The sequence below is a fragment of the Streptomyces sp. BE20 genome, from assembly GCF_036322525.1.
Lineage (GTDB): Bacteria > Actinomycetota > Actinomycetes > Streptomycetales > Streptomycetaceae > Kitasatospora.
This window is the reverse complement of record NZ_JAQYWW010000471.1, coordinates 13645-32164: the sequence shown is the minus strand read 5'-3', so window position 1 is coordinate 32164 and position 18520 is coordinate 13645. Positions and strand designations below refer to the sequence as shown.

Sequence of the window (18520 nt, the reverse complement as noted above, 5' to 3'; positions counted from 1 at the left end):
CGGGGCAGCGGGCCAGGTCAGCGGGCCGGTGCGGTCGCGTGGGCCCGGGGGCGCGGTACGGCGGACGCGGAGGGTCCGGCGGGGGCGCCGGGTGCGTCCGTCGGGGGTGCGAAGGTGCCGAGGGCGGCGACCGCGCGGGGGTGCCGGATGCCGAAGGCGGCGGCGCTCCAGGTCTCCGGCGCGGTGGCCGGGCACGGGGCGGCACTCGGCGCGGGCGCTGCGGAGGGGGCCGTCGGCGCGGGTCCCGCGACCGGTGCGGCGGTGGCCGCGGCGGAGCGGCTGCCGAGGACGCCGAAGACGTACCGGCCGGGGCGGACGTCGGTGCCGGGCGGCGTGGTGAAGCGGTAGACGAGTGCGCCGCGTTCGTGGTGGGTGGTGGTCACGGCGCCCGCCAGGTCGGTCCAGGCGGTGCCGGAACCGGGCGCCAGGGTGCCGGGGGCGAGCCGGAACTCGGTCTGCAGCGCGGTGAGCGGCTCGGTGACGGTCAGGGCGAGCAGGTGCCGGGTGCCGTTGCGGCCGAGGGACTGGACCAGGGCGGCGCCGGTGAGCGCCCGGTCGGTGTGGTCGGTGGCGTCGGTGTTGCCGGTTTTGGTGCCGCTCTCGGTCCCGGCGGTCGGGTTCTCGTTGCCGGTCTCCCTGCCTCCGGTTTCCCTGCCTCCGGTTTCCCTGCCTCCGGTCTCCTCGGAGGTCAGGCCGCCCGGGCCCGGGGGCGCGACGGGCGGGCGGGGCGCGGCGCCGCCCGGCGACGGGACGAGTGGCCGCGGAACGGAGGTCGCGGGGGCCGACGGTGACGGTCCGGACGGTGACGTGCCGTCGGCGGGCTCTCCGGCGGGGGGCCGCTCGGCGGCCGGGTACCCGTCGGCCTGAGGTCCGTCGGTGCCCGCCGGGTCGGCGCCGGGCTGCCGGCCGTCGGCGGCCCTCGGGCCGGGTCTCGGATCGCCGCCCAGGGCCTCGTTGCCGCCGGGACCGTTCCCGCCGAGTGCCTGGGCGGAGGGTTCGCCGGTGAGGCCGTGCGAGGTGGCCGGGCCGCGCGAGGCGGCCGGGCCTTCGGCGAGCGGCCGGCCGGACGCGGAACTCCCGGGGCGCGGCGCGCCCGACGCGAACGGGCCGGGGGAGTGCGTTCCCGCGGCCGGTCCCGGCGCGCCGGTTCCGCCGGCCTGCGGAGGGACGGCCGGTGCGCGGCCCGCGGGCCCGGTGGCGGTCGGGTCGGAGGAGGGCCCGTTGGCGTCGGGGGAGGCCGGACTGGGCGGCCCGCTGGATCCGACCCGGGCGACCCCGGCGCGCCGGCCCACGCCCTGCTGCTCGTTGAGCAGGAAGGTGGTGGCGATGCTGATGCCGACCACGGTGGACATCGCCATCGCGGCACCGGAGAACCGCAGCGTGGGCAGCCGGAGGCGCCCGCCGAACGGCTTCGGCCGACCGTGCCGACCGTGGCGTTCGCGGTGTCGGTCGTGCGGGTACGCCGCGTCCTGACCGGTGTCCTCGGACAGAGTCACCGGGCCCCCTCCCTCCCCTGAAGTCGCCGTTGCGGTCGTCGCATTCTCCCACGTACCGACGGCGGCGCCGGTGCTGCCGGACCGGGCGGACGGCCGCCTGGCCGGCCGGTCCGGCGAGGTCTCGTCCGGGGCTGCGCGTGCGGGGTCCACCGGTGACTCGCGCGCGGGCGCGCGCCGGCAGGGGGACGAGCGTACCAGCGGGCGGCCCGGGGGTGGCCAGCCCTCGGACGGAACCGATCCGATCCGTGGACAACCCTTCGGATAGCGGAAGTTGACGGTCCGTCTGACAGGATCGGTAAGGATCTGCCCGGTCGGGCAGGGATTATTGCAACCTCCTTGCAACCCTTGCCGCCCGGTGACCAGTGGCGCAGGCTGATGCCATCCCACGCCGTCCCGGAGAGACCGTCATGCCGCCCGACCCGCTGTCAGCACCCTCCAGTGCCCCTCTCGCCGCTACCCCCACGGGCGGCGATGAGGCAGGCTCCACCGCCGCTCCGGCGGCGGTGGAGGAGGTGCTGACCCTGCGGATCTCGTTGGGCGAGGAGGTGGTCGGCGAGGTCCGCACGCGGTTCCGGTTCGACGCCGACCGCCCGTACGAGGTGCTGCTGACGTTCCACCTGGGCCGGCCGGACGAGGCCGACTGGGTGTTCTCGCGTGAACTTCTGCGCGACGGCCTGCGCTCGTTGAGCGGTCAGGGCGACGTCAAGCTGTGGCCGGCGTACTGTCCGTGCCACGGCTCGACGTTGCACCTGGCGCTGGAATCGCCGCACGGCAGCGCCCTGCTGGAGGTCTCCAAACCGAAGGTCCGGGCCTGGCTGGACCGCACGTACGCGCTGGTCTCGGAGGAGGCGGAGCGCGCCTACGGGCCGACCGACGCCCAGCTGTCCGAGCTGCTGACGGGCGGCTGAGGCCGGACGGGCCGTGGGCCCGGAGGCTGGGCGCGCGAGGGTTGCGGGCCGGTGGGCGACGGCGGGGGCAGGTGTGCGCCCGGGAGCTGCGAGCGGACCGGCTGCGTGCCGACGGGCTGCGCGGAGGCGGGCTGTACGGAAACGATCTGCACGGAGACCGGTTGTCCGGAGACGGGCTGCGCGTTCCGGTGGTGTGCGTGGGGCGCGCGGGGTCGGGACGGGTGTGCGGGCAGGGCTCGTGGCGCGGCCGCGTCGCCGGGGCCGCGCGGGCCCGGTAACGGCGGGGGGCCGGGGAGCCGGGCCGTGCCGTCGGCCAACCCCGTCCGGAGCCGGCGTACGGCCGGTGCCGACGAGCTCGGCAGCAGGTCGTACGGGTCCTCCGGGCCGAGCACGCTGACCAGCACCGACTCGGCGAACCGGTACGGCCGGTGGGCCAGCAGGCCGCCCAGGTAACGGCGGAGCCGGGACAGTTCGGCCCGGACCGTCACCGTCCGGGCCGGGTCGCCGAACAGGCCGTCGGCCAGCTGGGCCGCGGTGTGGCCGTCCCGCTCGGTGGCGAGCAGGAGGAGCAGTTCGGCGTGGCGCGGGCTGAGTCCGTGGGACCAGCTGCCGGCGGCGCCGTGCACCGAGAGCTCGGCGCGGTCCGGCCGGCGCAGGTCGAGCCGGAGCCGGGCGCCCTCGGCCTGCTCGGCGAGCAGCCCCTGGTCGGGCCGGCCGTCCGGACCGCCGGTCGCGGTCGGGTCGTCGTCCTGGGGGCGGACCGGGCGGACCAGCCAGCCGTCGGCCAGCGGCTCGATCACGCACTCACCCAGGCTCGGCAGCCAGTGCACGGCCGCCGAGCCCCAGCCGCCGGCGGGCAGCCGCAGCCGCGCGGGCGGGGGGAATCCGGCGGCGGCGGCGGTCCAGCCGGCGGCGTCCACGACCAGGGCCGGACCGTTCACCCGGGCCAGCAGCGGGGCCGCCAGGGTGCGCAGGTGGTGCAGTGACTCCAGCCGCCGGGCGCGCAGCTCGGTCTCGGCCAGTCTGGCGGCGGTGGCGGTCAGTTGCAGGAGGTACGGGCGGACCGTGTGGGCCGGTCCGCTCAGGTTGATTGCACCGATCAGCCGCCCTGTTCCCGGGTCGTGGACGGGCGCGGCGACGCAGGTCCAGGAGTGGTGGCTGCGGAGGTAGTGCTCGGCGGAGTGGACGTGCATCGGGCGCTGCGCGCGGAGCGCGGCGGCGATGCCGTTGGTGCCGACACTCTCCTCGACCCAGCGGGCGCCGGTGAGGAAGCCGATCCGGTCGGCGCTGCGGCGCAGGCCGCGTTCGCCCTCCTGCCAGAGGATGTGGCCGTCGGCGTCGGCGATGGCCAGGATCAGCGGCGCCTGGCCGACCGGTTCGAGCAGCGTGTCGCGCAGGACCGGGAGCACCGGGTCGAGGCCGCTGGTGCGGCGGCGGTGTTCGATTTCGGCGGGGCCGAGGTGGACGGCGGCGGCGCCGGAGTCCGGGTCGAGGCCGAGTCGGCGCAGGCGGGCCCAGGAGTCGCCGATCTCGGGACGGGGTTCGAGGCGCGACTGGTCGTCGTCGGGGGCGGCGTCCCGGGCGGCGCTGCGGGCGGCGGCCTCGGCGAGGGCGCGCTCGTGGACCTTGGCCAGCTCCGCAGCGGTCTGCGGAGTTCGACGTTCGGGTCGTCGGGTCTGCCGTCCGGTCTGCCGCACTCCGTTTGCTCCTCGCCGCCGTTCGAGGGCGCGCCGGATTGACGCGTTGACGAAAGAGTACGGGCGCTGCCGGTTCCTGGGGATGGGGTCTGCCAAGTCGGAATACCACGGGGTATGAGAGTGAACATGCCAATGAGTGATGACCGCCGGGCGTCGGGTCCGGTGTGGCTGCGGGGGCGGGTGGTGCGTGGCCGGAGGCGAGGCGGGCGGGCGGCCTTCCGGGGCGCGGTCCGGTGCCGGGTCGCGGTCTCGTGCCGGGTGGTGGGGCGGGGGTGCGGCGGGTCCGGCGCGGGCCGGGAACGGGGCTGCGGCGGGGCGCTGCGGGGCGGAGCCGCGGCGGGTGACGGACCGGTCGCGGCGGTCGTGACGGATGCGCGTCGGGCGCACGGAGGCGCGTCGGGGGCGCATGTCCGGATGCCGGTCGCGGGGTCGCCGCCGGAGCGTCCGGAGGCGAGGGCGCGACGGGGCCGGCCGCCGACCTGCGAGGCCGCCCGAGGGGGGCCCGCCGGGCGTGCCCGGAATCGATCGGTATCCGGTGGGGACCACTGTTCTGGTAGTAGTTGTCTCCATGCTCCCGTTTGTTCTCGAAGTGTTCCGCCCCGGAAGGGCCCGCCGGTGACCGTCCTGCTGCCGACGGCGGCGGCCGTGACCGTCCCCGCCCCCGCGCCCGCGTCGTACGCGGCCGGTCCGCAGGCCGCCTACGACGGCAGCGGCGTCGACGGCGGCCTGTACACCCGGGTGGTCGGCTGGGCCGACGCCGCGCCGCACTGGCTGGACCGGCTGGTCGCGCTCTGGTCCGCGCTCGGCCTGGCGCTCTTCGCGCTGCTCATGCTCGCCGCGTGGTGGCGTGCGCGGGGGGCCGGGTCCGTGGTGATAGCGCGGGTACTCGCCTCGCCGCTGATCGTGGTCGTCGCGTACGCGGTGAACTCGGTGTTCAAGGGAGTGGTGGAGGAGGTCCGGCCCTGCGCCCAGCTCGGGGTGCGCGACACCCTGGAGTCCTGCCCCGGACCCGGCGACTGGTCGTTCCCGAGCAACCACACGGTGGTCGCGTTCGCCGCCGCCGCCGCGCTCTGGTTCGCCGACCGGCGGATCGGGTGGATCGCCGGGGTCGCCGCCGTCCTGATGGGTGCCTCCCGGGTGTGGGTGGGCGTGCACTATCCGCACGACGTGCTGGCCGGTGCGGTAGTCGGCGTACTGGTGGCGCTTCCGCTCGCGTCGGTGGCGGGCCGGGCCGCGCCGCTGGTCGACCGCGTGCGGAGCGGTCCGCTGCGCCCGCTCCTCGGCGCCGGGCTGCCCGCGCCGGCCGGTGGCCGACCGCCGGCGACGATGCGGCGGGGCTGAGTCGGACGGGTGCCGTCCGACCCTTGTGTGACCGGGGTGGCGGGGAGAGCATGTGAGCCGGGCGTGGGGCCCCTGTGGACGCGGCGCCCGCCCGGCTCAGTCGTGCCCGGGCGCCACGGGCGCCGGGCGTGCCAGTGGAGGGAAGTGCTGCCCATGCCGTACGGACTCGACATCACCCAGGGGGACTGGCCGGCCGAGGAGCTCGGCAAGGGGGTCGAGGGGCTGTTGGCCGAGGCGATGGTGCTCACGCTCGCGACCGCCGGCCACGAGCACGGCCCGCACGCCAACCTCGCCTTCTTCGCGTACGACGAGGACCTCGTCCTCTACTTCGTCAGCGAGCGTGCCACCCGGCACAGCCACCACCTGGCCGAGGAGGCCCGGGCGGCGGCGACCGTCTTCCTGCCGCCGCCGGTCTTCGGCGAGCAACTGCGCGGCCTCCAGCTGACCGGCAGCGCGGGGGAGGCGTGGGGGCGGCAGGCCGAGTCGGCGCTGGCCGCCTACCAGGGTCGGTACCCCGCCTTCGCGCAGGACGCGGAGATCCGGCGGCAGTTCCTCACCGGGGGCGGTGCGGCGGCGCTGTACCGGTTCCAGGTGGAGGAACTGACGGCGGTGGACGAGCCGAAGTTCGGCCGGCGGAACTACCTGCGGGCGACGGTGCGACGGTAGCGGGGTTCCCGGCACGGGTTCCCGGCGCGGGGCGCCCGGGCGAGCTGCCGGGGCGGGGCCGGGCGTGGTTCGGGGCGGGTGCCCCGGGCCTCGCGCCCCGGCCTCGGGCCCGAGTCGCGACCCTTCCCCCAGGTTGGCTGTACAACTTTTCGGTCGGTTCATCTGCGGGCCGCCGCTCCGACGCCCCTCGGTCACCTGGCGGCACCACCCTGGCCGCATGAGAGTCATCGTCGTAGGAGCAGGCGTGCTCGGCACCATGCACGCCTGGCACGCCGTGGAACGCGGCCACGAGGTCGTCCACCTGGAGCGAGAGGCCGAGGCGCGTGGCGCCTCGGTGCGCAACTTCGGCCTGGTCTGGGTCAGTGGCCGGGCCCAGGGCGAGGAACTGGACACCGCGCTGCGTGCCCGCGAGCTCTGGGAGCGGATCGGCGGCCAGGTGCCCGACCTCGGCTTTCGGGCCAACGGCTCGCTCACCGCGATCCGCACCGAGGCCGAACTCGCCGTCGCCGAGCAGGCGTTGACCCTTCCGGACGCCGCGGCGCGCGGCTACCGGCTGCTCGACGCGGAACAGGCCCGGGCCGCCAACCCGGCCCTGCGCGGCAAGCTGCTCGGCGCCCTGCAGTGCGACCGGGACGCCGCCGTCGAGCCGCGCACCGCCCAGCCCGCGCTGCGCGCCGCCCTGCTGGCCACCGGCCGGTACACCTTCCTGCCCGGGCGCGAGGTCCGCGACGTCATCGGCGAGAACGCCGTCCGCGACGACCACGGCGACACCCACACCGGCGACCTCGTCGTGCTCTGCACCGGCGCCTGGCTGGGCGGCCTGGTCCGCGAGCTCGCCCCCGAACTGCCCGTCCGCAAGGTGCGGTTGCAGATGATGCAGACCGACCCGCTGGGTGAACCGCTCACCACCTCCGTCGCCGACGGCGACTCCTTCCGCTACTACCCCGCCTTCGCCGGCGGTGCGCTGGAGCACCTCAAGGCCGTTCAGCCGCAGCCGCCGGTCGCCGCCGAGCACAAGATGCAGCTGCTGATGGTGCAGCGCCGGGACGGCGGTCTGACCATCGGCGACACCCACGAGTACGACCAGCCGTTCGGCTTCGACGTGGTCGAGGACCCGTACGACCACCTGGTCGGCGTGGCCGAGGAACTGCTCGGCCGCCCGCTGCCCCGGGTCCGGCGCCGCTGGGCCGGGGTGTACGCGCAGTGCGTCGACACCACCCGGGTCGTTCACCGCGAGCGCGTCCGCGACGGCGTCTGGCTGGTCACCGGCCCGGGCGGCCGGGGCATGACCTGCTCGCCCGCCATCGCCGAAACCACCGCCGAACTCGCCAACCTGTAAGAGGAACTGAAATGTCGTACGACATCCGCCTGGTCGTCCTGGACATGGCCGGCACCACCGTGGCCGACGACGGCCTCGTCGAGCGGGCCTTCCAGGCCGCCGCCGGCACCCTCGGCGTCGAGGCCGGCAGCCCCGAGCACGCCCGCATGCTGGAGCACGTCCGCGCCACCATGGGCGAGTCCAAGATCTCCGTCTTCCGGCACCTGTTCGGCGAGGAGGAGAAGGCCCAGCGGGCGAACACCGCCTTCGAGGCCGCCTACCACGACCTGGTCGACGCCGGTCACTGCGCGGCACTGCCCGGCGCGGCCGAGGCGATCGCCGAACTCCGCGGCCAGGGGCGGACGGTGGTCCTCACCACCGGCTTCTCCCGGGCCACCCAGGACCGCATCCTCACCGCGCTCGGCTGGCAGTCGATCGCCGACCTCACGCTCTGCCCCGCCGAGGCGGGCCGAGGCCGCCCGTACCCCGACCTCGCGCTCACCGCGCTGCTGCGCACCGGGACCGAGTCCGTGCGGCAGATCGCGGTGGCCGGCGACACCGGCTACGACATGCTGACCGGCGCGCGAGCCGGGGCGTCCGTGGTGGCCGGGGTGCTCACCGGCGCCCACGGCGAGGAGCGGCTGCGGGCCGACGGGGCGACGCACGTGCTGACGTCCGTCGTCGAACTGCCGGGGCTGCTCGGTCCGGTGGGCTGATCCCGTGCCGGGCGGGCGCGGCGGAGGGCGCGCCCGCCCGGTCGGCCGCCCGGTACCCCGCTCCGGTGTGGGCCGAGCGGGGTGCCGGGCGGTCCGCCGACGGCCGTGAGGGGGGGGCGGCCGGTCGGCCGTTCGCGCGTGGGCCGGGGCCGGGGGGACCGGGGCCGGGGGGCTGCACCGGTCGGGGGCCGCTGTCCGGGTCGGCCGCCGCGCGACGGCTATCCGGCGGCGAGCAGGGCGGGGAGTTCCCGCATGTCGTCGAAGACGACGGTCCCGGGGCCCGCCAGCCGGTCGGCTGCGGTGAGACCCCCGGCGTAGCCGAAGGCGCGCATGCCGGCGGCGCGGGCGGCCCGGACGCCGGGCTCGCTGTCCTCGACGACAACGCAGGCTGACGGCGGCACGCCCATCCGCTGCGCCGCGTACAGGAAGAGGTCGGGGGCCGGCTTGCCGCGGGCGACCTCGGTGGCGCTGAAGATCCGGCCGGCGAAGCGGTGGTGGAGCCCGGTGCGGCCGAGGGTGTGCGCCATCTTCTCGTGCGAACCGCTGGAGGCGACGCAGGTCGGCAGGGTGATCGCGTCCAGCGCCTCCGGCAGGCCGTCGACGGCGGTGAGTCCGGCGTCCACCTCCTCGGCGTGCCGCCGGACGAACGCCTCCCACCACGCTCCGGCGGTCTCCTCACCGAGCCGGGCGGCGATCTGTTCGTGGATCGCGGCCTGGGAGCGGCCGATGAAGCGCTCCACCACGTCGGCCTCGGCGAGCGGCCAGCCGAGTTCGGCACCGAGCGCGACCTGGACGCGGGCGGCGATCCGCTCGCTGTCCACGAGGACCCCGTCGCAGTCGAAGATGACGAGCCGTATCGGGTCCGGTGAGGGCGCCGACGGGAGTGCCGGTGAGGGTGCCGGTGAAGTGATCATGACCGGACAGCATAGGGGGGCGCCCGACCGCCGACGGGCCGCGCCAGAGCCGTCCGTCGGCGGGAGGTGACCGGCGGGAGGATACCGGCGGAAACATGGGTCCCGATATCCGTCATGGCGCCGCAACAATTCTCCCCGGGTATTGCCAGCGACTCCCCGCAACTCCTACAGTCGCTCGCATGGCAGCTGGCGATTTCCTGGCTGCTCGTCGGCATGTCGATTTCGGACGGCTGGCGAGCGCCCTCTGTACAGCCCACTCGGCGTGAGTCGGGCGGCGGTTCCCCGAAGGGCGGACGGGAACCGGCCGACCCGCGTCGCGATTCCTCGGGGTGGCTCGCACTCGCACCGTTCGTGCAGGTAGACGAGGCGCCCCGGTTCCTTTCAGGCGGACTGCCGGCGACTCGCCGTGCCCGTGGACGCCCTCCTGGGTGCGGGTGCGGACGAGTCGCGGGCCGGAGTTCCGCTTCCCGGCACCGATTTCCGGCAATGCCGAACCGGGATTTCCCGTGAGCGGCCTGCCGGGATCACCGAAAAGCACGGAGGGAATTCGAATGAGCGATTCCACGGGAGATTCGACCGGCAATTCGACCGACGGCCCGGTCGGGGACGGCCGGGCGCAGGCCGTCGGCCGGCGGGGGTTCCTCACGGGCGCCGCCGCCGTGGCGGCCACCGCGGCGGCCCCCGCCGCACTCCAGCTCGCCGCCGCCCGGCCCGCGGCCGCCGCCGGCGCCGCCGCCCGGCCGAACATCCTGCTGATCGTCACCGACGACCAGCCCAAGCACACCGAGTGGGCGATCCAGAAGACCGTGGACTGGATCGCCGGCCAGGGCGTCCGGTTCAGCCACGGCCACGTGAGCACACCGCTCTGCGCGCCGTCGCGCTCGTCGGTGTTCTCCGGCCGCTACGCCCACAACCACGGCGTGCGCAACAACGGTGCGTCGCACAGTCTCGACCAGAACACCACCGTGCAGCGCCACCTCCGGCAGGCCGGCTACCGCACCGGTCTCTTCGGCAAGTACCTCAACTCCTGGGCGCTGGCCGACAACCCGCCGCACTTCGAGGAGTGGGCGCTGCTCCAGCCCGCCTTCAACAACGCCAACTGGAACATCGACGGCACCGTCCAGACGCTCACCGGGTACACCACCAACATCATCAAGAACCGCACGCTGGCCTTCCTGGACAAGGCCGCCACCGACACCCGCCCCTGGTTCGCCTACGTCACCCCCTACGCCTCGCACGAACCCAACGTCCCGGCCGCCAAGTACGCCGACACGGTGGTGCCGCCGTGGAACGGCCGCCCCTCCGTGCCCGAGGCCGACCGCAGCGACAAGCCCGGCTACATCAAGAACGCCACCTCCACGCTCGCCGACGCCCAGGCGCTGCGGACCCGGCAGCTGCGCAGCCTGCTCTCGGTCGACGACGCCGTCCAGGCGATCCACGACAAGCTGGTGGCGCTCGGCCAGCTGGACAACACCCTGGTCATCTACGTCGGTGACAACGGGTACACCTGGGCCGACCACGGCTGGCTCAAGAAGTCCGTGCCCTACTCCCCGGCCCACGAGGTGCCGTTCTACCTGTCCTGGCCGGCCGGTGGGCTCGGCGCGGGCACGGTCGACAACCGGATCGTCGCCAACATCGACATCGCCCCGACCATCCTCGACGCCGCCGGCATCACGCCCGGCACCCCGCAGGACGGCCACTCGCTGCTCGGCACCTACAGCAGGGACCACCTGCTGGTCGAGTGGTGGAAGCAGGGCACGGCGGCGGGCGGCCCGCCCACCTGGTCCTCGTACGTCGCGAAGGACCGGCAGTACACCGAGTACTACGCGCTGCACACCGACGCGAACGGCACGGTGTCCGGCACCGGAGAGGTGAAGTTCCGCGAGTACTACGATCTGGCGGCCGATCCGTACCAGCTGACGAACCTGCTGTACCAGGCGACGCCGCAGGAGGAGCAGGCGCTCGGTGTCCCGGCGCTGGCGGCGCAGCTGGCCGCCGACCGGGTCGCCTGACCGGGCCGCCCGACCGCTCGACCACCGGTGGTCGGCGCCCCGCACCCGGTTCGCCCGGTGCGGGGCGCCGGCCCCGCACCGACCACCCGGAACGAGGAACCCCGTGCCGACCACCAAGCCCTGCTGCACCCCCGGACGCGGCACGGACACCGGCGGGACCACCGCCACCGTGCTGCCGCTCGCCGACCCGCGGGCGCTGCGTGTCGCGCGGCATCTGACCGGCCTGCCCGGTGGGCGGTTCCTGATGGGGACGGACGACCGGGAGGGCTACCCGGCCGACGGCGAGGGGCCCGTCCGGCCGGTCGAGCTGAGCCCGTTCCGGATCGCGCCGACCACGGTGACCAACGCCGCGTTCGCGACCTTCGTGAAGGCGACCGGCCACCGCACCGAGGCAGAGACCTTCGGCTTCTCCTACGTCTTCGAGGGCTTCCTGCCCGGGGAGCTCGCCGCCTCCTCGCCCGCGGTGGCCGCCGTGCCGTGGTGGCGGGCGGTCGCCGGGGCGGCCTGGAGGTCGCCGGAGGGGCCGGGCTCCTCCGTCACGACGCGTCAGAACCACCCCGTCGTCCACGTCTCGTGGAACGACGCGCAGGCGTACTGCGCCTGGTCCGGCACCCGGCTGCCGACCGAGGCCGAGTGGGAGTACGCCGCCCGGGGCGGGCTGGAGCAGCGGCGCTACCCGTGGGGCGACGAGCTGATGCCGGGGGGACGGCACCTGTGCAACATCTGGCAGGGCGTCTTCCCGACGCTGAACACGGCGGCGGACGGTCACCGGGGTACCGCCCCGGTGACCGCGTTCCGGCCGAACGGCTTCGGGCTGTACAACACCGTCGGCAACGTCTGGGAGTGGTGCGCCGACTGGTTCAGCCCCGGCTTCCACCGCACGGGGCCGGGCCACGACCCGGCCGGGCCGCCGGACGGCTCGGCGCGGGTGATGCGCGGGGGCTCCCACATGTGCCACGAGTCGTACTGCAACCGCTACCGGGTGGCGGCGCGCAGCTCGAACACGCCGGACAGTTCGGCCGGCAACATCGGATTCCGGGTGGCGGCCGACGCCGTGGACGGTGGGGTGGCCGTTTGACGGGCGCGGTGGGGGCGCTCGACGGCGGCCGAACCGCCGTGTCCTTCCGGGAGGCACGGGCCTCCCGGAAGAGGTGCCCACGGCCTCGGCGACTCAGAGCCCGAGGATCTCGCGGATGAGGCCGAGTTTCCGTTCGGGGGAGAGGTCTTGGGGGCGGTCGGCGAGCAGCCCGTTCAGGACGGTGGGGACGTCGGAGCCCTCGGGAGCCTGGATGGCGTCGATGACCTGGCACCGTAGGCCATCGTCCCGGAGGAACACCCATACTTCCTGCTCCTTGCGAGGTTCGCCGTTCTCCCGGGGTGAGAGCCGTCCGGCCGGAAACCAGCCGAGCCCCTCCTCGGTCAGGGTGTCGGCCACCTCGTCCAGGACGTACTTGCCGAGTCTTCGGTAGCCGAGCTCCTCGCGCAGGTCGCCGAGCGTGACTCTGAGCAGGCCACCTGCGAGACGGCAGCGCTCGGCCACGGTAGCGGCGTTGCCTTCGGCCGCCGCGAGGACCCCGCCTTGCGGATACGTTGGGTCGTTCATGCCCGGGCCAACGACTCCATCCCCCGAGCGATACGTCATTTCACCAGCCTGGACGCGGCCAAGAGAAGAAACGGTACTGCCCAGGGCCGTGACGGTGACCGGCGAGGGGCCGTGGTGGCGGTCGGGTGGACGGGCTCCGCCGAGCGCGATGTCGGGCTCCGGGTGCTCCTGGTCCCAACGGTGCTCCCGGCGTGCCCGGCGCGCCCGGCTCTCCGGGTGCTCCCGGCCCTGACGGTGCCCCTGGTGCCCCCGGTGTTCCGGGTGCTCCTGGTCCGAACGGTGCTCCCGGCGTGCCCGGCGTGCCCGGCGTGCCCGGCGCGCCCGGCTCTCCGGGTGCCCCCGGCCCCAACGGCGCCCCAGGAGCTCCGGGTGCTCCGGGTGTGCCCGGCCCTGACGGTGCCCCTGGTGCCCCGGGAGTTCCGGGTGCTCCTGGTCCCAACGGTGCTCCCGGCGTGCCCGGCGCGCCCGGCTCTCCGGGTGCCCCGGGCCCCAACGGCGCCCCAGGAGCTCCGGGTGCGAATGGTTCGCCCGGTGCCAACGGGCTTCCCGGTGCGAATGGTTCGCCGGGTGCGAATGGCTCACCTGGTGCCAACAGTTCGCCCGGTGCGAATGGTTCGCCCGGTGCCAACGGGCTTCCCGGTGGCAATGGCTCGCCCGGCGCCAACGGCTCACCCGGTGCCAACGGTTCGCCTGGTGCGAATGGTTCGCCCGGTGCCAACGGGCTTCCCGGTGGCAACGGTTCGCCGGGTGCCAACGGCTCACCCGGCGCGCCAGGCCCGGCAGGCCCGGCAGGCCCCGCAGGCCCCGCAGGGCCGTCCCAGTCTCCAAGCGGTCATGGCGGTCAGGGGCATGGTGGTCATGACCAGGGCGATCACGGGAATGGCCACGACAACCACGGCGACGTGCCGGGTGGCCCCGTCCACGGAGGCAACGTCCAGGGCGGCAACGTCCAGGGCGCTCCCGTCCAGGGCGGCAACGTCCACGGAGGCAACGTTCAGGGCGGCAACGTTCAGGGTGTTCCCGTCCATGGAGGCAACGTGCAGGGCGCTCCCGTTCAGGCCGGTAACGTTCAGGGCGCGCCCGTCCACGGAAGCAACGTGCAGGGCGGCCCCGTCCAACACCTGAACGAGTCGGGGCAGGCGCTCGCCGCGACCGGTGCGGGCGGATCGATCGGCGTCGTGGTCGGCTCCGTGGCCGCCATCGTCCTGGGAGGCGCACTCGTCCTCCTCGTGAGGCGAAGCGGGCGGGCCGCAGCCCGCCGTCGGCACTGAGGCGCACCTCGTTGTGGGCTGAGTCGCCGATCGGATGCTTCTGTCCGGTTGGTGATCAGTGAAGCGGTAGGTGGACCGGATCGAGCCGCTGTCGCCGGCCGACCCGGTCAGCGTGCGGCGGTGGGCAGACCACCGCCGCACGTCTTTTCGGCGGGCCCGGCCGGCCCCGGAGCGCTCTGCGCGAGGACCCCGTAGCCACTCCCGTCCGGCAGACGGGAGTGGGCGGGCCGCCGGCGCGTGCGCAGATGTCGAGCCGGACGTCGCCGGTGGCCTCCGGTGTCCGCGTCGACGGCCTCGGCAGCTGGATCCAGCAGGTCCGCGCGACCGAGTGGAGGACTCCGCTGGTCAACGCCAACAGCCACAAGTGCCTGGAGATCGAGGACTCGCTGACGACGGACGGCGCCGCGGCCCAGCAGTGGGTGTTCTCCCACTGACGTCGTGCAGTGACCGCGGCCGACCGGTTCCCGACCGGTCGGCCACGACCGCGTCGTGCCGGCTTCCCCACGGCTTCCCCGCAGTCTCCAGGCCGTTTCCGGGCGGCGGGACGAGTCCGCTGCCGATCGGGCAGCGCGCGCCTGCCCGCGATCGGACGCTCCGTCACTCCGTCCCTGGTGCGGCGTCCGAGGCCGGGGACTGCCGGCGGAAGGCGCCGGGGGGAACACCGTAGGCCTCGCGGAACGCCCGGCCGAACGCCGACGCGTGGCTGAAGCCCCGCCGCGCGGCGATGACGTGCACCGGCACCCCCCGGTGCGCGGGGTCGGCCAGGTCCTGCCGCGCTCGCGCGAGCCGCTGCTGTTGCAGGAAGCTCGCGACCGTGGCTCCGTTCCCCTCTCGCTGGAACAGACGGTGGAGATAGCTGACGGATATGTGGTGCGCGGCGGCGATCGCGCGGATGTCCAGCTGCGGGTCGTCGGCGTTGTTCCGCACGAAGGCCATGATGCGGAGCGCCAGGGTGCGTTGGCGGGTCTCCGGGGTCAGCGACCGGTCGGCGTCGAGGACACCGGCGAAGAGCGCGGCCACGAGGTCGGTCAGCACCGTGCTCAGGCGCGGGGCGTCGGCCGGCTGGTAGGAGTGGCTCTCCCTCGTCACCTGGTCAAGGAACGTGGCCAGCAGGGCTCCCATTCCGCCTCGGGCCGGGATGTTCCTTCCGACGATCCGTCGGGCGGTGCCCGGAGGCAGCGGAAGGAGGGCCTTGGGCACCTCGACCCCGATGATCTCGAACGGCTCCCGGAGTGCGCTGACGAACGGGAGCGACGTGTCGGTGGTGTGGTACTCGAACTCCTTGCGGGCGACGCTGTCCCTGCCCTGGGTGACCACTCCCGACCCGCGCTTGACCAGCGAGATGTGGAGGGCGTCGGGGTCCGACCTCCCTATCAGCTTCCGTGTGCGACGGAAGGTGAGGGGTTGGCATTCCAGGGGATAGACGGTGATCTCGCCGAGTGCGATGGTCCGCTGGTTCACCCAGAAGTCGGCAGCGTGATCGCTCCACATGTCCATGGGTGCGTGCGTCTCCGACATGAGCGCCCGCCAGCATTCGAACCGGTCGGCGGGCGGCAGGTCGGCACTACGGAACGTCCTCTCGGGCAGCATGATCACGGGTCTACACCGGCCGGGGCGGACCGCGCAAGGAAATCCCCGGGCTCCGGGCCGCTCCGCCGGCGACCGCTCCGGTGTCCGGTGCCGGGTTCGGGCGGCCGAGTCGACTGTCCGTCAAGATCCGGTCCACTCAACGCCGATGACCGGTGCGCCGGGTCTTGGAAGAGTGAGCGGCGGATCGAGCGGCCCGGAGGGCGACGCCGACGCACCCGGGGGCACGCCTCCGGGGCCGGCTCCTACGGGCGCTCCCCGGCAACATCGGTCGACAGATGAGGAAGCACCATGAGGAAGAGAATCGTCCGGACAGTCGTGGCGACGTCGGCGATGGCCGTCTTCGGACTCTTCGCGGCGTCCCCGGCGAGCGCGGCGTCCGCATCGTGTTCGAGTGGGGGCGGGGTCTGCACCAGTAGCAGCATCCCGGCGAACGGCAACCACCAGGTGTGCTTCGGGGGGCAGCACACCGCGCTGTCCTACTGGGGTCGTGCCGAGCTGTGGGACGCCGACACGGGCGTGATGGTCGGCTCCATCGCGACCAACCCGTTCCGGTGGCAGCAGGCGTGCACCGGCGGCCTGTACGGGGCCCACTACTACCTGCGTGGCACCGGCAACCAGTTCTACGGCGAGGTCTGGAACTGACCCCTGACCCCTGGCGCCCGCCGGCCGGCGGGCCGGCGGGCCGCCGAGGGCAGCGGAACGGAGCAGGAAGTCGGGGCGGCCGACTTCCTGCTCCGCAGGCGGTTGTGCGTCAGTGGCTGCCCTTCAGGTTGAGCACCACCACGCCGACGACGACCAGGGCGAGCCCCAGCCACTGCAACCGCCCCAGCGACTCGCCGAAGGCCACCACGCCGATGCCGGCGACCGCCGCCGTCCCCGCTCCCGACCAGACCGCGTACGCGACCGACACCGGGATGTGCTTCAGCGCCCTGCCGAGCAGGTAGAACGAGAGGACGTAGCCGATCGCCACCCCCACGCTCGGCCAGAGCCGGCTGAAGCCGTCGGTGAGCTTCAGGCAGCTGGTGGCGCAGATCTCGCTGAGGATCGCCAGGGCCAGGAGTACGTAGGGCACGGGAGGTCAGACCCCGGGCGCGGCGGTGAGCTTCCCCAGCAGCGCGACGTCGGCCTGCTCCAGGCTGTCGAGCAGCGTCACCCGCGAACCGCCCGGGATCCGGGTGTCGCCGGACGGGACGGCGAGCACCGCGCAGCCGGCCGCGGTGGCGGAGGCGACGCCGGTCGGGGTGTCCTCGACGGCGACGCACGCGGCCGGGTCGAGGCCGAGGCGTGCGGCAGCGGCGAGGTAGGGGTCGGGCGCGGGCTTGGTGCGCGGGGTGTCCTCGGCGGCCAGCGTGACGGCGAACCAGTCGCGGCCGATGGTGCCGAGCACCATGTCGACGACGCGGCGCGGCGAGGCCGACACCAGTGCGGTGGGCACGCGGGCGTCGCGCAGTTCGGCGAGCAGGGCGAGCGCGCCCGGCCGGGGGACGGTCTCGGCGGCGACCTTGCCGGCGAACGAGTCGCCGAGCCGGTCGGCGAGTTCGGCCTCGCTCAGCGACGTCCCGCTGACCCGGTGGAGGTGGGCGGCCGTGTGCTCGACGGCCTGGCCGAGCACCTCGGGGACGTCGGAGTCGGTGAGCGAGTGGTGGAGTTCGTCGGCGAGTTCGGCGGCGGCCTGCCACCAGAGGTGCTCGGTGTCGACCAGCGTGCCGTCCATGTCGAAGAGGACGGCGGCGGGCGTCACGGTCGCGGCGGGTGCGGCCGGCGACACCGGTGCGGCGGGGACAGCAGGAACAGCGGGAACGGCGGATTCAGCGGATGCAGGCATGGCGGTACCTTCGGTGGTTCATCAGGAGGAGGGCGGACGGGTCAGACCGTACGGCGGTCGACCAGCACCGGGCGCTCCGGCAGGGTCAGCGCGGCGTGCGAGCCGACGGGCAGTGCGGTGGCGGTCTCGGTCGGCAGGTCGGCCTTGACCTCGGTGCCGTCGCCGAGTCGGACGGTGAGCCGGGTGACGGCGCCCAGGAAGGACGCGGAGACCACCTGGGCCGGGCCGTCCGCCGCCGGGGCGAGCGCGACGTTCTCCGGCCGCACGAGCACGTCCAGCGAGCCGTCCGCGGGCAGCTCGCCGTCCACGGCGTGCCGGCGGCCGAGGACCTCGACGCCGTCGCCGGCCCGGACGCACGGGATGCGGCTCATGGTGCCGACGAACTCGGCGACGAAGGCGGTGGCCGGGCGGGCGTAGAGCTCGGCGGGCGCGGCGCACTGCTCCAGCCGGCCGGCGCGCAGCACCGCGACCCGGTCGGCCATCGAGAGCGCCTCCTCCTGGTCGTGGGTGACGAACAGCGTGGTGATCCCCAGCTCCTGCTGGAGGCGCCGGATCTCCTCGCGCAGCGACAGCCGCACCTTCGCGTCGAGTGCGGAGAGCGGCTCGTCGAGCAGCAGGACGCGGGGCTGGAGGGCGAGCGCGCGGGCGAGCGCGATGCGCTGTTGCTGGCCGCCGGACAGCTGGTGCGGGTAGCGGTCGGCGTGCTGGGGCAGGCCGACGAGCTCCAGCAGCTCCTTGGCCCGGTTGAGGCGCTCGGCCTTGCCGGCGCCGCGCATCCGCAGGCCGAAGGCGACGTTGTCGGCTGCGGTCAGGTGCGGGAAGAGGCTGTACGACTGGAACACCATGCCGGCGTCGCGCTTGTGGGCGGGGATCGCGGTGATGTCCTCGCCGTCGACCAGCACCTGGCCGGAGTCGTGCTGCTCGAAGCCGGCGAGGATGCGCAGCGCGGTGGTCTTGCCGCAGCCGGACGGGCCGAGCAGGGCGAGGAGTTCGCCGGGCTGCACGGTCAGGTCGAGGCCGTCGAGCGCGGTGGTGGCGCCGAAGGTGCGGCGCAGCGAGCGGAATTCGACGGTCGCGCCGCCCGATCGGGTGGCGGTCTTCTCAACGGCGAGGGAGGTCAAGGGAGTTCTCCGGAGATGCGGGGGAGGCCGGCGTGCGGTCAG

19 protein-coding genes are annotated in these 18520 nt (G+C 74.5%); 10 read left to right on the top strand and 9 right to left on the bottom strand.

Annotated elements, in window-relative coordinates:
- Positions 1 to 17: 17 nt before the first annotated feature.
- On the bottom strand, positions 18 to 1496 hold the full coding sequence (locus PUR61_RS05825; RefSeq protein WP_329876309.1) for a hypothetical protein: 1479 nt from the start codon (positions 1494 to 1496) through the stop codon (positions 18 to 20).
- Positions 1497 to 1903: 407 nt separating this feature from the next.
- Between PUR61_RS05825 and PUR61_RS05820 the strand changes: the two genes are divergently transcribed.
- Complete coding sequence (locus PUR61_RS05820; protein WP_329876308.1) at positions 1904 to 2404, top strand: SsgA family sporulation/cell division regulator; 501 nt, start codon at positions 1904 to 1906, stop codon at positions 2402 to 2404.
- Here PUR61_RS05820 and PUR61_RS05815 read toward each other — a convergent pair.
- On the bottom strand, positions 2356 to 4101 hold the full coding sequence (locus tag PUR61_RS05815; protein WP_329876306.1) for a GAF domain-containing protein: 1746 nt from the start codon (positions 4099 to 4101) through the stop codon (positions 2356 to 2358). The two genes, PUR61_RS05820 and PUR61_RS05815, sit on opposite strands and share 49 nt — an antisense overlap.
- Positions 4102 to 4746: 645 nt before the next feature.
- On the opposite strand from PUR61_RS05815, the gene PUR61_RS05810 reads away from it, so the two are divergent.
- The 4 genes from PUR61_RS05810 to PUR61_RS05795 all read left to right on the top strand — a co-directional run bounded on the left by PUR61_RS05810 (position 4747) and on the right by PUR61_RS05795 (position 8142).
- Positions 4747 to 5442, top strand: coding sequence for a phosphatase PAP2 family protein (locus tag PUR61_RS05810; protein ID WP_329876435.1), 696 nt, complete (start codon positions 4747 to 4749; stop codon positions 5440 to 5442).
- A gap of 153 nt (positions 5443 to 5595) precedes the next feature.
- Positions 5596 to 6108 carry a pyridoxamine 5'-phosphate oxidase family protein gene (locus PUR61_RS05805; RefSeq protein WP_329876304.1) on the top strand — a complete coding sequence of 171 codons (513 nt, stop codon included), beginning with the start codon at positions 5596 to 5598 and terminating at the stop codon, positions 6106 to 6108.
- 217 nt (positions 6109 to 6325) lie between these two features.
- Positions 6326 to 7447, top strand: a complete 1122-nt coding sequence (locus PUR61_RS05800; RefSeq protein ID WP_329876302.1) for a TIGR03364 family FAD-dependent oxidoreductase — start codon at positions 6326 to 6328, stop codon at positions 7445 to 7447.
- A gap of 11 nt (positions 7448 to 7458) precedes the next feature.
- Positions 7459 to 8142, top strand: a complete 684-nt coding sequence (locus tag PUR61_RS05795; protein WP_329876300.1) for a phosphonatase-like hydrolase — start codon at positions 7459 to 7461, stop codon at positions 8140 to 8142.
- 218 nt (positions 8143 to 8360) lie between these two features.
- Here the strand turns inward: PUR61_RS05795 and PUR61_RS05790 are convergent, their stop codons facing one another.
- Entirely contained in the window at positions 8361 to 9056 is a 696-nt protein-coding gene (locus PUR61_RS05790) for an HAD family hydrolase (RefSeq protein ID WP_329876298.1), read from the bottom strand.
- Positions 9057 to 9607: 551 nt separating this feature from the next.
- Between PUR61_RS05790 and PUR61_RS05785 the strand changes: the two genes are divergently transcribed.
- Together PUR61_RS05785 and PUR61_RS05780 are read left to right on the top strand one after the other, a co-directional pair.
- Positions 9608 to 11068: a sulfatase family protein gene (locus PUR61_RS05785; RefSeq protein WP_329876296.1), complete on the top strand. Its 1461-nt coding sequence runs from the start codon at positions 9608 to 9610 to the stop codon at positions 11066 to 11068.
- Positions 11069 to 11237: 169 nt separating this feature from the next.
- A complete protein-coding gene (locus PUR61_RS05780) occupies positions 11238 to 12146 on the top strand; it encodes a formylglycine-generating enzyme family protein (RefSeq protein WP_443035129.1) in 909 nt (302 codons plus the stop codon).
- Positions 12147 to 12239: 93 nt separating this feature from the next.
- On the opposite strand, the gene PUR61_RS05775 is transcribed toward PUR61_RS05780, so the two are convergent.
- Entirely contained in the window at positions 12240 to 12671 is a 432-nt protein-coding gene (locus PUR61_RS05775; protein ID WP_329876294.1) for a hypothetical protein, read from the bottom strand.
- Positions 12672 to 13429: 758 nt separating this feature from the next.
- Positions 13430 to 13699 (bottom strand): hypothetical protein, encoded by a 270-nt coding sequence (locus PUR61_RS05770; protein WP_329876292.1) that lies wholly within the window; start codon positions 13697 to 13699, stop codon positions 13430 to 13432.
- 9 nt (positions 13700 to 13708) lie between these two features.
- On the opposite strand from PUR61_RS05770, the gene PUR61_RS05765 reads away from it, so the two are divergent.
- Complete coding sequence (locus PUR61_RS05765; RefSeq protein ID WP_329876290.1) at positions 13709 to 13942, top strand: hypothetical protein; 234 nt, start codon at positions 13709 to 13711, stop codon at positions 13940 to 13942.
- 245 nt (positions 13943 to 14187) lie between these two features.
- Positions 14188 to 14376, top strand: a complete 189-nt coding sequence (locus tag PUR61_RS05760; protein ID WP_329876288.1) for an RICIN domain-containing protein — start codon at positions 14188 to 14190, stop codon at positions 14374 to 14376.
- Positions 14377 to 14539: 163 nt separating this feature from the next.
- Here the strand turns inward: PUR61_RS05760 and PUR61_RS05755 are convergent, their stop codons facing one another.
- The gene (locus PUR61_RS05755) at positions 14540 to 15532 is read right to left on the bottom strand and encodes an AraC family transcriptional regulator (protein WP_329876285.1); all 993 of its coding nucleotides are present in this window, start codon (positions 15530 to 15532) and stop codon (positions 14540 to 14542) included.
- Between the two features lie 288 nt (positions 15533 to 15820).
- Between PUR61_RS05755 and PUR61_RS05750 the strand changes: the two genes are divergently transcribed.
- Positions 15821 to 16174 carry a hypothetical protein gene (locus tag PUR61_RS05750; protein ID WP_329876283.1) on the top strand — a complete coding sequence of 118 codons (354 nt, stop codon included), beginning with the start codon at positions 15821 to 15823 and terminating at the stop codon, positions 16172 to 16174.
- Positions 16175 to 16283: 109 nt separating this feature from the next.
- On the opposite strand, the gene PUR61_RS05745 is transcribed toward PUR61_RS05750, so the two are convergent.
- From PUR61_RS05745 to PUR61_RS05735, 3 genes are read right to left on the bottom strand one after another with little or no spacing between them, the layout of a single operon-like run.
- On the bottom strand, positions 16284 to 16604 hold the full coding sequence (locus PUR61_RS05745; protein WP_329876281.1) for a DMT family transporter: 321 nt from the start codon (positions 16602 to 16604) through the stop codon (positions 16284 to 16286).
- 6 nt (positions 16605 to 16610) lie between these two features.
- Positions 16611 to 17357, bottom strand: a complete 747-nt coding sequence (locus PUR61_RS05740) for an HAD family hydrolase (protein ID WP_329876279.1) — start codon at positions 17355 to 17357, stop codon at positions 16611 to 16613.
- 41 nt (positions 17358 to 17398) lie between these two features.
- Positions 17399 to 18478, bottom strand: a complete 1080-nt coding sequence (locus tag PUR61_RS05735) for an ABC transporter ATP-binding protein (protein WP_329876277.1) — start codon at positions 18476 to 18478, stop codon at positions 17399 to 17401.
- Positions 18479 to 18520: the final 42 nt, after the last annotated feature.